At 36.9% G+C, this 16230-nt stretch carries 15 protein-coding genes; 6 read left to right on the forward strand and 9 right to left on the reverse strand.

Going from position 1 to position 16230, the window contains the following annotated elements; genetic code table 11:
• Positions 1-75: 75 nt before the first annotated feature.
• Positions 76-1125: a hypothetical protein gene (locus tag BXY75_RS15400; RefSeq protein WP_121908664.1), complete on the reverse strand. Its 1050-nt coding sequence runs from the start codon at positions 1123-1125 to the stop codon at positions 76-78.
• Between the two features lie 178 nt (positions 1126-1303).
• Complete coding sequence (locus BXY75_RS15405; RefSeq protein WP_121908665.1) at positions 1304-1822, reverse strand: DUF6252 family protein; 519 nt, start codon at positions 1820-1822, stop codon at positions 1304-1306.
• A 188-nt stretch (positions 1823-2010) separates the two neighbouring features.
• Between BXY75_RS15405 and BXY75_RS15410 the strand changes: the two genes are divergently transcribed.
• Positions 2011-2424: a lipocalin-like domain-containing protein gene (locus tag BXY75_RS15410; protein ID WP_121908666.1), complete on the forward strand. Its 414-nt coding sequence runs from the start codon at positions 2011-2013 to the stop codon at positions 2422-2424.
• A 4-nt stretch (positions 2425-2428) separates the two neighbouring features.
• Here BXY75_RS15410 and BXY75_RS15415 read toward each other — a convergent pair whose 3' ends face one another.
• Positions 2429-3379 (reverse strand): GSCFA domain-containing protein, encoded by a 951-nt coding sequence (locus tag BXY75_RS15415; protein ID WP_121908667.1) that lies wholly within the window; start codon positions 3377-3379, stop codon positions 2429-2431.
• A gap of 114 nt (positions 3380-3493) precedes the next feature.
• The gene (gene alaS / locus BXY75_RS15420) at positions 3494-6118 is read right to left on the reverse strand and encodes an alanine--tRNA ligase (RefSeq protein WP_121908668.1); all 2625 of its coding nucleotides are present in this window, start codon (positions 6116-6118) and stop codon (positions 3494-3496) included.
• Between the two features lie 119 nt (positions 6119-6237).
• Between alaS and BXY75_RS15425 the strand changes: the two genes are divergently transcribed.
• The 5 genes from BXY75_RS15425 (at position 6238) to BXY75_RS15445 (ending at position 9527) form a co-directional block, all read left to right on the forward strand.
• A complete protein-coding gene (locus tag BXY75_RS15425; RefSeq protein ID WP_121908669.1) occupies positions 6238-7215 on the forward strand; it encodes a M23 family metallopeptidase in 978 nt (325 codons plus the stop codon).
• Positions 7215-7544, forward strand: a complete 330-nt coding sequence (locus BXY75_RS15430) for a MerR family transcriptional regulator (RefSeq protein WP_121908670.1) — start codon at positions 7215-7217, stop codon at positions 7542-7544. Before BXY75_RS15425 ends, BXY75_RS15430 begins: the two co-directional genes overlap by 1 nt.
• Positions 7545-7554: 10 nt before the next feature.
• Complete coding sequence (locus tag BXY75_RS15435; RefSeq protein WP_121908671.1) at positions 7555-8172, forward strand: LemA family protein; 618 nt, start codon at positions 7555-7557, stop codon at positions 8170-8172.
• Positions 8172-8633 carry a TPM domain-containing protein gene (locus BXY75_RS15440; RefSeq protein ID WP_121908672.1) on the forward strand — a complete coding sequence of 154 codons (462 nt, stop codon included), beginning with the start codon at positions 8172-8174 and terminating at the stop codon, positions 8631-8633. The genes BXY75_RS15435 and BXY75_RS15440 overlap by 1 nt, the downstream gene beginning before the upstream one ends.
• An 87-nt stretch (positions 8634-8720) precedes the next feature.
• Entirely contained in the window at positions 8721-9527 is an 807-nt protein-coding gene (locus BXY75_RS15445) for a TPM domain-containing protein (RefSeq protein WP_394347380.1), read from the forward strand.
• A gap of 556 nt (positions 9528-10083) precedes the next feature.
• Here BXY75_RS15445 and BXY75_RS15450 read toward each other — a convergent pair.
• The 5 genes from BXY75_RS15450 to BXY75_RS15470 all read right to left on the reverse strand — a co-directional run bounded on the left by BXY75_RS15450 (position 10084) and on the right by BXY75_RS15470 (position 16132).
• Positions 10084-10383 (reverse strand): hypothetical protein, encoded by a 300-nt coding sequence (locus tag BXY75_RS15450; protein ID WP_147437294.1) that lies wholly within the window; start codon positions 10381-10383, stop codon positions 10084-10086.
• Between the two features lie 5 nt (positions 10384-10388).
• Positions 10389-12248, reverse strand: coding sequence for a T9SS type A sorting domain-containing protein (locus BXY75_RS15455; RefSeq protein ID WP_121908675.1), 1860 nt, complete (start codon positions 12246-12248; stop codon positions 10389-10391).
• Between the two features lie 146 nt (positions 12249-12394).
• Positions 12395-13960 carry a helix-turn-helix transcriptional regulator gene (locus tag BXY75_RS15460; RefSeq protein ID WP_121908676.1) on the reverse strand — a complete coding sequence of 522 codons (1566 nt, stop codon included), beginning with the start codon at positions 13958-13960 and terminating at the stop codon, positions 12395-12397.
• Positions 13961-13984: 24 nt separating this feature from the next.
• A complete protein-coding gene (der, locus tag BXY75_RS15465; protein ID WP_121908677.1) occupies positions 13985-15286 on the reverse strand; it encodes a ribosome biogenesis GTPase Der in 1302 nt (433 codons plus the stop codon).
• Between the two features lie 78 nt (positions 15287-15364).
• Positions 15365-16132 (reverse strand): M90 family metallopeptidase, encoded by a 768-nt coding sequence (locus tag BXY75_RS15470; protein WP_121908678.1) that lies wholly within the window; start codon positions 16130-16132, stop codon positions 15365-15367.
• Positions 16133-16230 lie beyond the last annotated feature (98 nt).

Consider the following 16230-nt stretch of genomic DNA (forward strand, 5'->3'; position numbering starts at 1 on the left):
GGTTTAAAAATTGCGGTCACTCCCCAACAACCGCAATTATTGAAAAAAATCTGGTTAGTTAGATTTTTCAGTTTACTATTGCAAGTTGCTTACTAACGATTGTGTGCCATTATCTAGCATCATTTTGGCCGCCATATAAAGACCTTCTGCATACTTTTTACTGTCCACTTCTATCCAGGTAGCGTTTTTTGAAAAGCGATCTGCGGTGTCCATATAACTGACTCCTGAAAAGGAAGTAGGCGTAGACGAACCTTGCTTTTGGTAGGCAACCACTTTTTGTTTTTTAACTACTCCTTCCACTTCTAAAGGCTTTTTAAGGTTTGTTCCGAAGAAAACAGGACTTCCCAGACCTTGCTTACCTTGATGAAATGTTACCAAACTGGCAATTCTATCTAAAGTTTCCTGACCTTTTAAAAAACCATTCTCATTTGGAGCGGAAATAGTGTAGTCTCCAACCATTCTAAGGTTAGTAAAGATTTTCACTTTGGCGGCATTGCCCTTAAAAACATTAATACCTTCTTCAGAAAACATAAAATAGAGATTCACATTGGCGATAATTGCATCACCTAATTGATCTGAAAGCTTTGCAGGAATTAGATTATCATCGATTATTCCTTTTTTAATCCTTCCATTCTTTTTGGTGCCTCGATAATATTGTGATTGGCCTTCAGGAAGGCACATTAGTACTCCGGGAATACCGGATTCGGCTACAAATGGTCCTGTAGCTCGTTCCCAATCTTCATACACTTCAGTTTTTCCGGCTTCATCTGCAGTTATAATCTCAAGACCTCCTGCTTTCAATTGAGCAACAAACTCGCTGTAAAGTTGATCCGTTTTCGCTTGGATGTCTGCTGCATCAATTCCGCCCAGTCCAATGGCTGCCTTAGCAGTAGCGTCGCTTCTTTGTCCTCCACCAAAAGTGCTGCCTCCTCGCTCAAAATCCATTGCTTCCATATAAATTTCAAAATTCACATTGAAACTAGCGATATATACTTTTTTAGGTGCTTTGGCGAGTTTCCCTTTCCCCATCTCGGAGGTTTTCGCATTAAACTCACCTAAGCTTTGTGCTTGTAAACTCAACGTAAACAGCGCACTGAACATCAATAATAAAATTTTGGTTTTCATAATCGTGGATTTAAATATTTACGGTCAAAGTTGATTGAAAAATAAAATGTTATCAATACGGCAGTTGTCGTATTATTACTTGGCACTAAGCAATAAAAAAACCGGAAACAGCATTAATAGCTATTCCCGGCTCCACGTAAAAACCTCACAAGGAGACTTTCTTTACGCTTTCAACTTCTTAGAAATCCAGATTAAAAGATCCTTCGGTAATATTTACCACAGATCCATCACCATTTACATTTTTCGCATTAAAATTAAAGGTCCCTTTAATGTTAGTGGCTGTTTTTTCTGAAATATTAACCTCTCCAACCACACCACTGTTTTCATAAGGTGCACTCCATGTTTGAGAATTTGTAGGATTGCTAACGTTTGCCTCAACATAAGTTGCTGTAACAAAAACATTAGAATCGCTAAATTCATAGGATCCGGTTCCATCGAAACCATTGATGATGACAAAAATTCCTTTTCCTGAAGCGTCCGATCCTTGTAATGTGATGGTAGTTGTGCTTCCGCCACTTGATTGAGAAGCGGTCGAAGCTATTTCCATTGATGCAAAACTGTTGCCATTCACTTTAGCAATCACGGTTCCAGAACCGGCATCGCCACCCCCGCCTCCGTCATCATCTTTTTTACAAGAGGTGAAAAGCACAGTGGTACTTAGTAGTAAGACTAAAATTGTGTTGTTTAAAAATTTCATAATCCTTGGGTTTTTAAGTTATTTACTGAAGCAAAGATGCCTTATAACCCAAGTGTAATCAATAGGGCAATTGTCGTATTTCCATTGTTAGATGCTCTTGTAACTGTTTATTAATAACCTAAAGGAAAGTAATTTTACACTGCATTCTTTTTAGCGAAATTTCGTATTATTGAAAAAAAGTAGCGACAATGAGAATACAGAAATTAATACTCACTTTAATTCTTTCCGTAGTTCTATTTTCTTGTGGAAGTAATGACGAACCGGGCTCCGCAATAAACATTTACCACATAAATATAGTAGGTAACTGGCAGTTTTCCGGAAGTACTACCAACGGTATTCCAGATGAATTCGATGCCGATTGTGACGAACGGGTACAGCTTTCATTTCTAGCTAGTGGTGAAATGTCACGAACTATATTCGACGATAATTGCGACCCAGTATTTACTTTCAATATGAATTATACCATAGTTGATGAGACCTTCACAATTACTTTCAATGGAGAGTCAAAAAGTTCAACAATTCGCACATTAAATGAGACTACTTTTACGTACGCTTATAATCAAGATGCCGATATACTTACTGAAAGTTTTACCAAACTATAAAAGTTTAGTCAAATTCTATATGTGGAAATAATGTTTTAATTTCTGCTATGTCCTTCTGAAGATCACTTTTAAACTCTTTATGTGCATCGCTATCTTCATTAAAGGGTCGATGTTGTAAACCGGCTTGTATTCCTTGTATTTTTTTCTGAAGCGATTGTGTTTCTGAAGCCACCCAAACGGAATTAAACTTTTCCCAAACTATGGAAATGGCAGTTTTTGATGGATGTAACATATCCTCTTTATAAAAACGATAGTCTCGTAGTTCGTCCAAAACGATCTCATAGGAAGGAAAGTAATGCAACTGTTTACGTCTATCTATCTGCTCATGCAATCCTGCGATTAAATGTGCCTTACTCCTTGTGTTTTCTACAAACCCATCCTTTAAATGCCGGACAGGGGACACTGTATGAATAAAAGTTATATTCGGATTAAGCGCCTTAATTAATGCAGATGTATTGTCAATACTAGCGGCAACTTCTTCTACGGACAATAATTCTTTTAAGAATTTTTTCTGCGGAATTTTATGGCAATTGGCTACAATGGTATCAGATTCTATATGTCGATATACCCAGGAGGTACCATAAGTTAGAATAATATGTGAAGCAGAGATAAGATACTCACCTAATTGCTTTAGTTGTACATTCAACCGGTTTAAAAATTCGTCCTTTTCCGAAGCACTTAACATTGAATGAACTTCAAAACAATGCCAGCGTTCATTGTAAAAAAAAATATCCTCCTCTAAAAATAACTCTTCATTAATCGCTCGAGTTACTAACTTTTCAATCGCAAACGGGTGAAAAATTATTCCGAAGGGATTTTGAAGATTTTGGAATTTAAAAAACTCCATTTTATCTCCTATATGCTCTACAAAACAAGAACCCATTAGTAACACCTTAGAACTATAATCAATCTGATTGCGTTCCGGTGATAGGGGTATTTGGGTTTGTAGTTTCATTTCAGTGGTCAATATTCAGTAATCAGTGCTCAGCGTTCAGTGTTCAGTTTAAAATGTCAGTACGCGGTTACAATGTCATTTGACAAAAATACTGGATACTGCGACTGCCTACTATTATTTTATATAACCCTTTGCCTTCTCCAAAGCCTCTCCAATCCCGTCAGGATTTTTACCACCTGCTGTTGCGAAGAAAGGTTGTCCGCCTCCTCCACCTTGGATGTGTTTTCCTAATTCACGAACAATTTTACCCGCGTCCAGTCCCTTCTCGGTGGCAAGATCTTTAGAAATATAACAAGTTAGTAAAGCCTTTCCTTCAGCTCTAGATCCAAATAATATAAATAAATTATCTGTTTCGTTGCCTAATTCAAAAGCCAGGTCTTTCATTCCGGAGGCATCCAGATCCAATTCTTTAGCTAAGAAATTCACTCCGTTTACATTAGAAATTTCACCTTTTAAATCGCCTTTTATATTTTTCGCCTTGTCCTTCAATAATTGTTGGATTTGCTTCTGAAGTGAAGTATTCTCTTCTTGAAGTGCTTCAACCGCTTTCACTGGATCGTTTGCGTTATTCAACGTTTTCTGAAGGTTCGCGTAGCTTTCACTTCTATCGATAAAATATTGCTTGGCCGCATCACCTGTAATTGCTTCAATTCGACGAATTCCACTTGCCACAGCACCTTCCGAAGTAATTATAAAATGCCAAATATCTGAAGTATTCGGCACGTGGGTTCCCCCACACAATTCCATAGATTTTCCAAATTTTATAGCACGCACAGCATCTCCGTATTTCTCACCAAACAACGCAATAGCACCTTCATCTATCGCCTGATCATAAGGGATATTTCTTCTCTCTTCCAAAGCGATGCCTTCCCGAATTCGAGCATTGACAAAGTCTTCTACTCCCTTGAGTTCTTCAAAGCTTACTTTACTGAAATGTGAAAAATCAAAACGCAGATTTCGGCTATGCACCATGGATCCCTTCTGCCCAACATGGACTCCTAAAATATTACGTAAGGCTTGATGCAATAAATGTGTTGCCGTATGATTCGAAGCCGTTCTAAACCGCTGTTTCTCATCTACGATTGCTTTGAAAGTGCCTCGAGGATTTCTTGGAAGATCTTTAACAAAGTGAATGATAAGGTTATTTTCCTTTTTAGTGTCTACAACATACGTGACACCTCCATCCTGCGCTTCCAAATACCCCTTATCTCCCACTTGACCGCCGCCTTCGGGATAAAAAGGTGTTAAATTGAAGACCAACTGGTACATTTCACCATCTTTTTTACTTTCTACTTTTCTATAACGTGTGATCTTCACAGTTGTGACAAGCGTATCATAACCAACAAACTCCTCTACAGCATCGTCGCTAAGTATCTCCCAGTCGCCAGTTTCAACCTTAGTCGCTGCTCTCGATCTGTCCTTTTGTTTCTGAAGTTCCTTCTCAAAACCTTTTGTATCCAATTCGTAGCCTCTTTCTCTCAATATCAAGGCTGTTAAATCGATAGGGAATCCAAAAGTGTCGTATAATTCGAAAGCTTTCTTACCTGAAATTGTCTTAGAATCAGCAGTCTCAATTACATTTTCCAATAAAACCAAACCTTGGTCGAGTGTGCGTAAAAAGGATTGTTCTTCTTCGCGAATAACATTTGTTATCAAATTCTTTTCAGAAATCAATTCAGGGAAGGCATCACCCATCTGTTTGCTTAGAGTAGCAACTAACTTATAGATAAAAGGCTCTTTAGTATCCAGGAAAGTAAATCCATAACGAATGGCTCGTCTTAAAATTCGACGTATTACATAACCGGCGCCTGTATTGCTTGGCAGCTGTCCATCGGCAATCGAAAAAGCAACCGCACGAAGGTGATCACTAATTACTCGAATTGCGATATCTACTTTTTCTCCTGATGAGCCAGGGTTTCCATAGGTAGTTTTTGTAACAGCTTCAACTTCTCGAATCAAAGGAGTAAAAACATCAGTATCGTAATTACTTTGTTTGTTTTGCAGCACCATGCAAAGTCGCTCGAAGCCCATTCCCGTATCAACATGTTGTGCAGGTAATTTCTCGAGACTTTTATCCGCCTTCCGATTAAATTGCATAAATACAAGGTTCCAGATTTCAACCACTAAAGGATGATCCTGATTCACCAAAGAAGCACCAGATACTTTTGCTTTCTCTTCAGACGAACGTAAATCTACATGAATTTCACTACAAGGTCCGCAAGGTCCCTGATCTCCCATTTCCCAGAAATTGTCTTTTTTATTCCCATTAATGATACGGTCTTCGGAAACGAATTGTTTCCAAATATCGTAAGCTTCTGTATCTCTGTCAAGGTCTTCTGAAGCATCTCCTTCAAAAACAGAAACATATAAAATATCTTTATCTACCTGAAAAACATCAGTCAGTAGCTCCCATGCCCATTCGATTGCCTCTTTTTTGAAATATTCTCCAAAACTCCAATTTCCTAACATTTCAAACATGGTGTGGTGATAGGTGTCCATTCCTACCTCTTCCAAATCATTATGCTTTCCACTTACTCTTAAACATTTCTGGGTATCAGTAATTCTATGATGTTTTACAGGCTTGTTCCCTAGAAAATATTCCTTAAATTGATTCATACCTGCATTAGTAAACATAAGCGTAGGATCGTCCTTAACGACCATAGGTGCTGAAGGAACGATGATATGTGATTTCGATTCAAAAAAATCTAGAAACTTTGAGCGGATTTCGCGGGATGTCATAATCTGTAATTTATACTAAAATTGTGTTGTTGGTGTACTTTGGAAACAATTTCTATATTTGTGAAACGTTTCAATTTAAGCACCACCTATCAACCAGCAAAAATATGATTTTTTAGCATATGTCTAAGGTTAAATATTACTACGATAGCGAAACGCTGTCCTACAGAAAAATAGAGAAGAAAAAAGGCAGACGTCTAGGCATTTTTTTACTCAGTCTTTTGGGAATGGTATTAAGCGGATTTGTCCTGTTACTTATCTATATAAACCTCCCTTATATTGAGACCCCAAAAGAAAAAGCACTGACTAGAGAGCTCACCAATGCCCAACTACAGATGAATCTGATCAATAAAAAGATGGATCATGCTACCGAGGTTCTAGAAGAAATAGAAAACCGTGACAACAATATTTATAGGGTTTATTTTGAAGCTAACCCTATCCCTGAAGAGCAACGAAAAGCCGGTTTTGGAGGTATTAACCGTTATAAAGAATTAGAAGGATTCGATAATTCTAAATTAATTATCTCTACCAGTAAACGTCTTGACATCCTTACAAAACGCATTGTAGTTCAGTCCAAGTCCTTAGATGAAGTTGCATTATTAGCAGAGGAAAAAGAGAAACTTCTGGAAGCAATTCCTGCCATTCAGCCTGTAAACAATGAAGATCTTACACGTATGGCCTCGGGTTTTGGATATCGTAACGACCCGTTTACGAAGGCTAGAAAGTTTCACTTCGGAATGGATTTCACTGCACCTAGAGGCACACCGGTTTACGCTTCTGGCGATGGTAAAGTTACCAGAGCCGATAATACTGCTTCTGGCTACGGAAACCATATCCGAATTGATCATGGGTACGGCTACGAAAGCTTATATGCCCATCTGTATAAATACAACGTCCGATCCGGGAATCGCGTAAAAAGAGGTGACCTAATTGGGTTTGTGGGAAGTACAGGTCGTTCTGAAGCACCTCACCTACATTACGAGATATTCAAGGATGGAGAACGTATCAATCCAATTAACTTTTACTATGGAAACCTTTCACCGGAGGAGTTTACTAATATGTTGCGTGCTTCTCAACAAGAAAACCAATCACTTGACTAATGCATATAGAACTACCTGAAAAACGATATTACGGTATCGGCGAAGTCGCCAAAGCATTTGATGTGAATACCTCTCTAATTCGTTTTTGGGAAAAAGAATTCGATGTTCTAAAACCCAAGAAAAACGCTAAGGGAAACCGAAAATTCACTCCTCAAGATATTAAAAATCTCGAGTTGATCTTTCATTTGGTTAAGGAGCGCGGTTTTACTCTTGAAGGTGCTAAGATTCATTTAAAAGAGAACAAACAAAAAACACTGAATCACTTCGAAATTATTCGTAAATTAGAATCGGTCAAGGCCGAACTCCTAAAAATAAAAGACCAACTTTAATAACCTCACCATGAAAAAATCACTTATCGCTATAATAGTAGTTGTAGCCGCCATCGCTCTTTTAGGCTTCGTAATGGGGCCAAAATTTTATAATACAGGTATCGAATTAAAAGAAACTGCAACTGCCCAATGGGGAAATGTGGAAAGCTCCTACCAACGCCGTGCCGATTTAATTCCGAATATTGTGAGCACTGCAAAGGGTTATGCCGAATTTGAACAGGAAACATTAATAAAAGTGACAGAGGCACGTAGTAAAGCAACATCTATCACTATCGACCCTTCTAACATCACACCAGCGCAACTTGAGCAATTTCAACAGGCGCAGCAAGGATTAACTTCTGCACTATCTCGGTTATTAGCTGTTTTTGAACGTTACCCTGATCTAAAGGCCAATGAAAATTTCAAAGAATTGATCAACGAATTAGAGCGCACCGAAAATCGTATTAACGTAGAACGTAATCGCTTCAATGAAGCCGTATTACCTTTTAACAAACATCTAAAAACCTTCCCGAATGTGCTTATAAACAAATTTATTGGAAAATTTGAAGAAATGGCTTATTTCAAGGCTGATGAAGGAACGCAGGATGCTCCTAAAGTTGATTTTGACTTCGGAAAAGATAAAGAATAATGTCGAAAGTAGAAGATTTTTTAACCGCTTCCGAAGAGAAAGAAATCATAGAAGCCATTAGAATTGCCGAAAAGAATACTTCAGGTGAGATTCGAGTGCATCTTGAAGCGACGTCAGTTTCAGAAAAGGAACCAAAAATAAAAATGGATGCCTTCGATCGAGCTGCAGAAGTATTCGATTTCTTGCATATGAACAATACAAAACAAAGTAATGGAGTATTGATTTATGTGGCAGTCGACGACCGAACCCTTGTTATAATGGGTGATAAAGGTATAAATGATCGTGTAGCACCTAATTTCTGGGAAAGCACAAAAGACATTATGGTTACCCACTTTAAAAATGGTAACACCAAGCAAGGCCTTGTAGAAGGAGTATTAAAAGCCGGTGAACAATTAAAAAAGCATTTTCCATTTAAAAAAGGCGATACCAATGAGCTTTCAGATGAGATTTCTGTGGGATAGTGGGCAGTGAGCAGTGAGCAGTGAGCAGTGAGCAGTGAGCAGTGAGCAGTGAGCAGTGAGCAGTGAGCAGTGAGCAAAATTAAAAAAATGTACAAAACAGTTCTAAAATATAGTTTTTTTACAATCTTTTTTCTGATGTTCTTCTCTTCGGAAAGACTTTTGGCTCAATTTACCATTCCGGAGAAACCTCAAATACAGACTTCCGTTTACGATTATGTGAGTTTGCTAACGCCATCGCAAAAAACATCTCTTGAAAACAAGTTAATCCGTTATGCAGATTCAACTTCCACGCAGATTGTTGTAGCCATTATCGGGACTACCAAAGGAGAAGACATCTCCTTGTTAGGTGCCAAATGGGGACAAAAATGGGGCATCGGACAGGCAGATGAAGACAATGGAATTATAATACTTTTAGCCAGAGACGATCGGAAGATTGACATTAATACAGGTTACGGAATCGAATATCGCATTACAGATCTCATGGCCGAACGAATTATTAATCGGATTATGATTCCGCAGTTTAAAACAGGCAATTACTACGCCGGACTTGATCAAGGAGCCGATGCCGTTTTCGCGGCCCTAAATGGTGAATTTAAAGAAGATCGAGATTTCAAAAAGAAATCGAATGGAGGTTCATTCCAATCTATTTTTGTGATTATCATATTTATTGTCATTATTATCGCCTTGAGTTCCAAGAAAAATGGACGTGGTGGTAAAAACGGTGGCCGTAGAACTGGAAGTAGCCTTCTCGATATTATCATCTTAAGCAGCATGGGACGCACCGGTGGCTTTGGTGGTTCTTCAGGCGGAGGAAGTTTCGGCGGGGGCGGAGGATTCGGCGGTGGCTTCGGCGGTGGCGGCTTCGGCGGTGGAGGCGCAAGCGGAGGTTGGTAGTAGTCATTATTCTATAAAAATGGTGGTGGAATTTTTTTAGTGTTTTGTAATTTTTCTAACAAAACAGTGAAATATTTCCGTTTAGATACTTAAAGGATGGTAGTAGCTAATATATTATAAAAAATGATGGTGGGCTTTTTTCAATGTTTTGTAATTTTTCTAACAAAACAGTGAAATATTGCCGTTTAGATACTTAAAGGATAGTAGTAGCTAATATTCTATAGAAACGGTGGTGGAATTTTTTCAATGTTTTGTAGTTTTTCTAATAAAACAATGAAATATTTCCGTTTAAATACTTAAAGGTTGGTAGTCTTGCACTAAAGCTTCGGACTATATTTACGTTAGTTTTAATCAATGATTTTATCACCTCCGATTTGGGTGGTGCCTGTTTTATAAATTTTGTATTCTTTGGTAACAAAATTTAGGAAAATTTGCGCTTAGATTAATAAGGATGGTAGACCCAGTTCAATGTTCAATGTTCAATGTTCAATTATTTTGATACAATTAAAAAGGCTGCATTGCTGCAGCCTTTAATTTATCTAGAAATAAAACAATTCTATTCCTTAGTCATTTTAGTAAGGCTTATTGGATTTGCCTTATTACATCTATTTTTCATTTTAAGTGACTTATACTGAAATTGAACTTTCAATCCATCCTTCATATACATATTTTCCAGATTGATTGGGTCTAAATAAAGTACATTCTCGGTATTAGAAACTTTAATGGTATAAGCACAATCGTTTTCATCAGTAGAATGCACGATGGTACCAGAAGTAAAATCGTTTGTCATTTTCTCTTTTGTTGTACAACATGAATGAAGTAATCCAACAAACAAAATAAAGCTTACTATCCTCATATATATTATTTAACGATTATCTTCTTATTGAGTTTTGTCTTAGCATTTCCAATCTCTACTATATAGGTTCCGGCGCTAACTGAAGATAAATCTATAGTTGTTTGATACATCCCTCCTATTTCTTTAGAAATTTGATCTTGATAAACAGTTCTACCCAATAAATCAACAACAGAAAGTCTAAGAATATCACTAGTAGTAGCAGTATCTAATTGTAAATTGAAAATTTGATTATCTCCCGAATATACAACTAATTCAGAGGTATTCAAATCAAGTTCATCCACAGAAAGAGTTGTAGAAATTTTAAATGATGCAATTCTAGTTTTTCTTGGCTCTCCTGAATATTCACCAGTAAACCAAAAAGTTAAATCATCTTGTGGATCTCTTGTCAATTGTGAATAATCTCCATAACGAGCATTAGACGTTACCGAAGTTGTTCCATTCACTATTAAGGTTTCAGCAACCGTCATTTGCCCAAGAGGGTCACTCACTAATCTTCCTGTGTAGTAAAGTGACGGAAACGTGGTTGCACCTACTTTTGTATATCCTAGTCCGATATTCCCTTCCTGATCCATTGCTATGGCCGACATAAAAACACTCTCTCCTCCGGCATCCTGATAGGTACCTTCTTGGTATAAGGTCCAAGGATCTGTCATGGTTGGGCGTCTTAATTCTACCCAACGTATACCGGATATCTGACTACCATCAGTAATTTCAACCGGAAAATTGAATAACAAGGATTCATGTGTTCCAAAATTGTATCTATGTGCTTGAAAGTACATTGCAAAAACAATAGGATCTATTCGTTGTGAAGTTCCAGGTTGTTGTAATACCGCAAAACTATCTCCTCCTGTACCTTCCAGAAAAGAATCAAAAGCTGCCATTGTAATTTCAAGTGGTGTAGAAACTGTAGCAGCTCCCGGATTTGCCCAATCAATAGTAAGATGCCAAACCTTTACGTGGTCTTGAGCTACGCCAGGCCAAGCATTGTCTTGATACCAAACAATTGGAGCCGGTCCTGCTGCGATTCCAGCACCTTCTGAATGTACTGGTTGAGGAGCTTGAAATCCTCCTGTTCCTACGTAATTAGGTAAAGTTAATGATGCAATCTCAGCCGTAGGATCACCATCTAACATTTTTTGTCTGTTAAAAGCAAAAAATGTTCCCGAATCAGTCGGGTCAAAGTTTCCGGTAACAATATAACTATTACCCCATATTCCATAATGTGGATAATCATTTTCAACTACGTTATAACTATAAACAGCATAAGTTCCCGTAGGATCAGCTGTGGTAGAAACCGCTATTTTAAATTGATTCGATGCAGGTAATTGAAATTGGGAAATAAACCATCTATCTGCTTCTCTATCATATAAAACAACTGGATCACCAGAAACTATACCACCAAGTGGGTCATTAATATCCTTAGGAAAACCAGCTGCTTGGTTACCGTTTTTATCCCAAACACTCCAAAGCCCATTCGTCATTTGAACTACATGGTTAGGCCCAACTGCGGCAGTTGGATCTGGCGGACTTAAATCTATATTAATTCCATCAAAATTAGCAATTGGAGTTTTACCATTTCTATTGCCTGGTTCTTCCTGCGCTAATGGATCTTGTGAAGAGCTGCTTTTGGAGAGTTTATCTATAAATTCCCCTTTTTGAATGTTCTTTGCGCTTAACCCTCCTCGTTTTATCTCTCTTTTTTTAACAGATTTAGGATCAACTTTTGGGTAACTGGTCATTGGTGCTGTTATATAAAAATCAGCAGGTCCGCTGATTTCTGTAACATTCGAATCTTTTTGTGTTTGCGTGAAGGCAATAAACGTGCATCCCAAGGCAACACACAACATGTAACTTTTTAACCTCATTTTCGTAAATAATTAGATTGTTATTAATAACGCTCGTTTTGAGCACATCAAATATCTTATAAGATAACGAATTTTATTGTAAAAATAACTACTCACTTACTACTCACGCTACCGGCTATTTATATTCTATAATATTGAGGGCAATTTTACATTTTGAATGTAGTATCCAAAAATTCTTTTAAGCTTTCTTTATTTGAATCTACACCTAATTTCTTTGAAATCCTGTATCTTTTATTCTCGATTGCTCGTATAGATCTATCCGCGAAAACGGCAATTTCCTTACTCTTAAAACCAGTGTATAAATAATAACATATTAAGACTTCCAAGTTATCTAATTGAGAATAATCCTTTTCTATTTTCAGGAAAAAGTCTTCATTGATAGTGCTTATTAACTTGAAATGGTCGTCACTATTTACAAAATTTGTATGATCGATATGTATCTCTCTATATAACTTGTCGATGCTTTTTCTTTGTTCTGAAACTGACTCTATACTCGAAATCCGCTTTATTTCTTTTCGTAGTGCAGTTAAAAACTCTTCTAATTCAATATTTTTAACAACTAATTTTTCCTGCTTAGCTTTAATATTTGAATAATTTTCTTCCAAATCAGTTAGTATAATTTCTTTCTTTTTTATCTTCTTAAAATAGATTAGAAGCAAAATTCCAAGTACAACAACTCCAGTAATTAATAGAAAAAAATACTTTTTGTTGTTTGCTTTTATGGTTAACTCTTTATTCAATTCCAAGTTAGTATGTGATAATTCTTCAATACCTTCAAGGGAAGAACTGAAAGAATTGTCCAATACATTTTTATTAAATAAATCAAGAGAATCCTGATACATTTTCTCTCTATCGGCATTTCCTTTTAGTTGGTAGTATTTAATATAGTGATTGTATAAACTCTTTTGGACATTGATATCCTTACTTCCACTTTTAAGATATATGCCATCCAAATAATATTTAATTGAATCTAGATTTTCGTTCTCTATATAATACTCGGCAAAGCATGATTTTATGGCATTATCATAATGCAAATGATATGAATCTTCTAAGTATTTATTGCCTTTTAATGATTGATAAATCGTATAAAATTCATGTGCTTTATCAATATTTCCAAGGTGTAAATGATTAGACGCCAATAGGTAAATAGCAAAGCAATAATACGTTTTATCGTCCTCGACCGCCTTATATGCCTGTAAATCATTAGAAATCAAAGCAATACTTTCTTCCATCTCAAAATTCACATACTTCGCATATGCCGGAAATTGCATTAAATCCAAAAGACCGAATTCGTCATCAATCTTTATGTAATATGATTTTGCCTTTTCATAATACAAATCCGCTAATGAGTCTTTTTTTAAAAGATAAAATTTTGATGATATTTCTCCAGATGACTTAGCGGCTAATTGGTAGTTTTTATATTTCTCTGCATATTTCAGAGACTTCATATAATTCTGAATAGTACCCGTATTGTCATAATCTTCATTGTGTAATTTTGCCTTCAGAAAAAAGTATTGTGCAATTTTTTTTCCTAAAGTCGCTTCGGAAGGATTAGAAATAGAATCTAAGTAGATTCTTGAAAGATCAATATTGTTTTCCACATGCGCAGCAGACGAATCCAGATGCTTTTGTACAATAGTTACATCCCGTTGTGCACAAACATTGAAAAATGTAAGTTGCCAAACGAAAAATAGTAAAAATTTAAACTTCATGGATTAGAAACTATTAACTAGATCTTATTTCTTTCTGAAATAAATTGTGACAGGAACACCTGTAAAATCAAACTGCCCTCTTAATTTATTCTCAATAAATCGTTTATAGGGCTCCTTCACATACTGCGGAAGATTACAGAAAAACGCAAAACAAGGGTGTGGTGTAGGTAATTGGGTACAAAACTTCACTTTTACGTACTTCCCCTTATTGGCCGGTGGTGGAAATGCTTCAATAATTGGAAGCATGGTCTCATTTAACACACTGGTCTTTATCTTCTTACTTCGGTTATGGTATACCTCAACTGCAGTTTCGATAGCTTTATAAATACGTTGCTTTTCAAGTACAGAAATAAAAACGATTGGAACATCTGTGAAAGGTTCGCATTGCTGACGAATATACTTTTCAAAATCTTTTACTGTCTGATTGTCTTTCTCAACCAAATCCCATTTATTGGCCAAAATCACAACACCTTTATTGTTTCGGTGTGCCAACCAAAAAATACTTTGCACTTGACCATCAAAACCACGGGTCGCATCGAATACCAAAATCATTACATCGCAATGCTCAATTGCACGAATAGATCTCATCACCGAGTAAAACTCTAAATCCTCTTTAACTTTACTTTTCTTTCGAATCCCTGCCGTATCGACCAAATTGAATTCAAATCCGAAGCGATTGTATTTGGTATCAATACTATCTCTGGTAGTACCAGCTATATCGGTAACTATATATCGATCTTCACCAATAAGTGCATTGATAAAGGAAGATTTTCCTGCATTAGGACGACCTACTACGGCAAATCGAGGCAAGGTCTCCTCTTCCCTCTCTATTTGTTCCGGAAGGATTTTTACTAATTCATCCAGTAAATCACCTGTACCACTACCATTAATACTAGACAGCGTAAAATATTTATCGAATCCAAGATTATAAAACTCCAGGGCATCATTAGTACGGGATGCGCTGTCCACTTTATTTACCGCAAGTAATACAGGTTTCCTAGACTTCCGAAGCAACTTCGCAACATCCTGATCCATTCCCGTAATACCGCTTTCAACCTCAACCATAAAGATGATCGCATCGGCCTCGCCTATCGCAAGTTCTACCTGCTTATCAATCTCCGATTCGAACACATCGTCACTCCCCAAAACATATCCACCGGTATCAATTACAGAGAACTCTTTTCCATTCCAGTCACTTTTACCGTAATGACGATCTCTGGTAACACCACTCACCGCATCAACAATCGCTTCTCTACGTTCTATTAAACGGTTAAAAAGCGTTGATTTCCCAACATTTGGCCTTCCTACAATTGCAACAATACTCATTTTATTTTCTCTTTAAAGGTGCAAAAGTACTGCTTTTAAATGGTAGTTAGAGACTTTGAAACTCAGAAACTTTAAGTGTTAGGGTTTTTGCTGAAAACATGCAACGAGCATATCATATAATTCAGGATGTTTTCTTCGGAAGAGATCCGGACGCTCGAAAAAATATTCCGAAGCTACCGCAAAAAATTCTGCCTGATTCGTGCTCCCATATTTTCGAATATCAGATTCATTATTATTAATAGCCTCCATTTCAGAATGCATTAATTCAAGCCATGGCGTAATGTACTGTCGCTTTAGTAAGCGCTCTGGCACTCCATCAGTTTCCCCATCCATCTTATCGATAAGATGGACAAACTCATGCAAGGGCGTATTGTTCTTATCGGTGTCATTTTCAAATCCCAAATAAACGGCCTTTCGGGAAAGTATCATCTGGTTCTCAAATCGACCGGAGCCCACTAAACCTGCAATGATCTTAGATTCTCCACTGACCTCAAATTCAAGATCGCCATCAAAATTATCGGGATACAAAATAATACCACTAAGATTATTATAATGCCATTCCTTAAATCCGAACACAGGAATAACTGCACTTGCCGCTATAAGTACTCTATCTGTATCTTCTACAGTCAATTTTACGCCTTCAATGTGTACTTCACTTAGAAAAAGCATCATGCGTTTTTGAAAAATCTTTTGATTCACTTTGGAAAGATCGCGGTAGAAATGGACCTTTTCAATTAATATTGCATGCCAATTTTCAGGAAATGCTTTCACCGATTTTTTCCTCAATAATCGAAAGGCGTAAATCGCAAAAAGCACTAACCCAATAAATAAAATACCATAGATCATAGGAAAGGTTTGTTAATTAGTGTGCAGAGATATATTCAAAATTTCTATTCTACTCGATAAAATTTTTAACTCGCTATTGGTCATTGAAAATCATTCGA

The organism is Ulvibacter antarcticus, assembly GCF_003688405.1.
In the GTDB taxonomy this organism is placed as follows: domain Bacteria; phylum Bacteroidota; class Bacteroidia; order Flavobacteriales; family Flavobacteriaceae; genus Ulvibacter; species Ulvibacter antarcticus.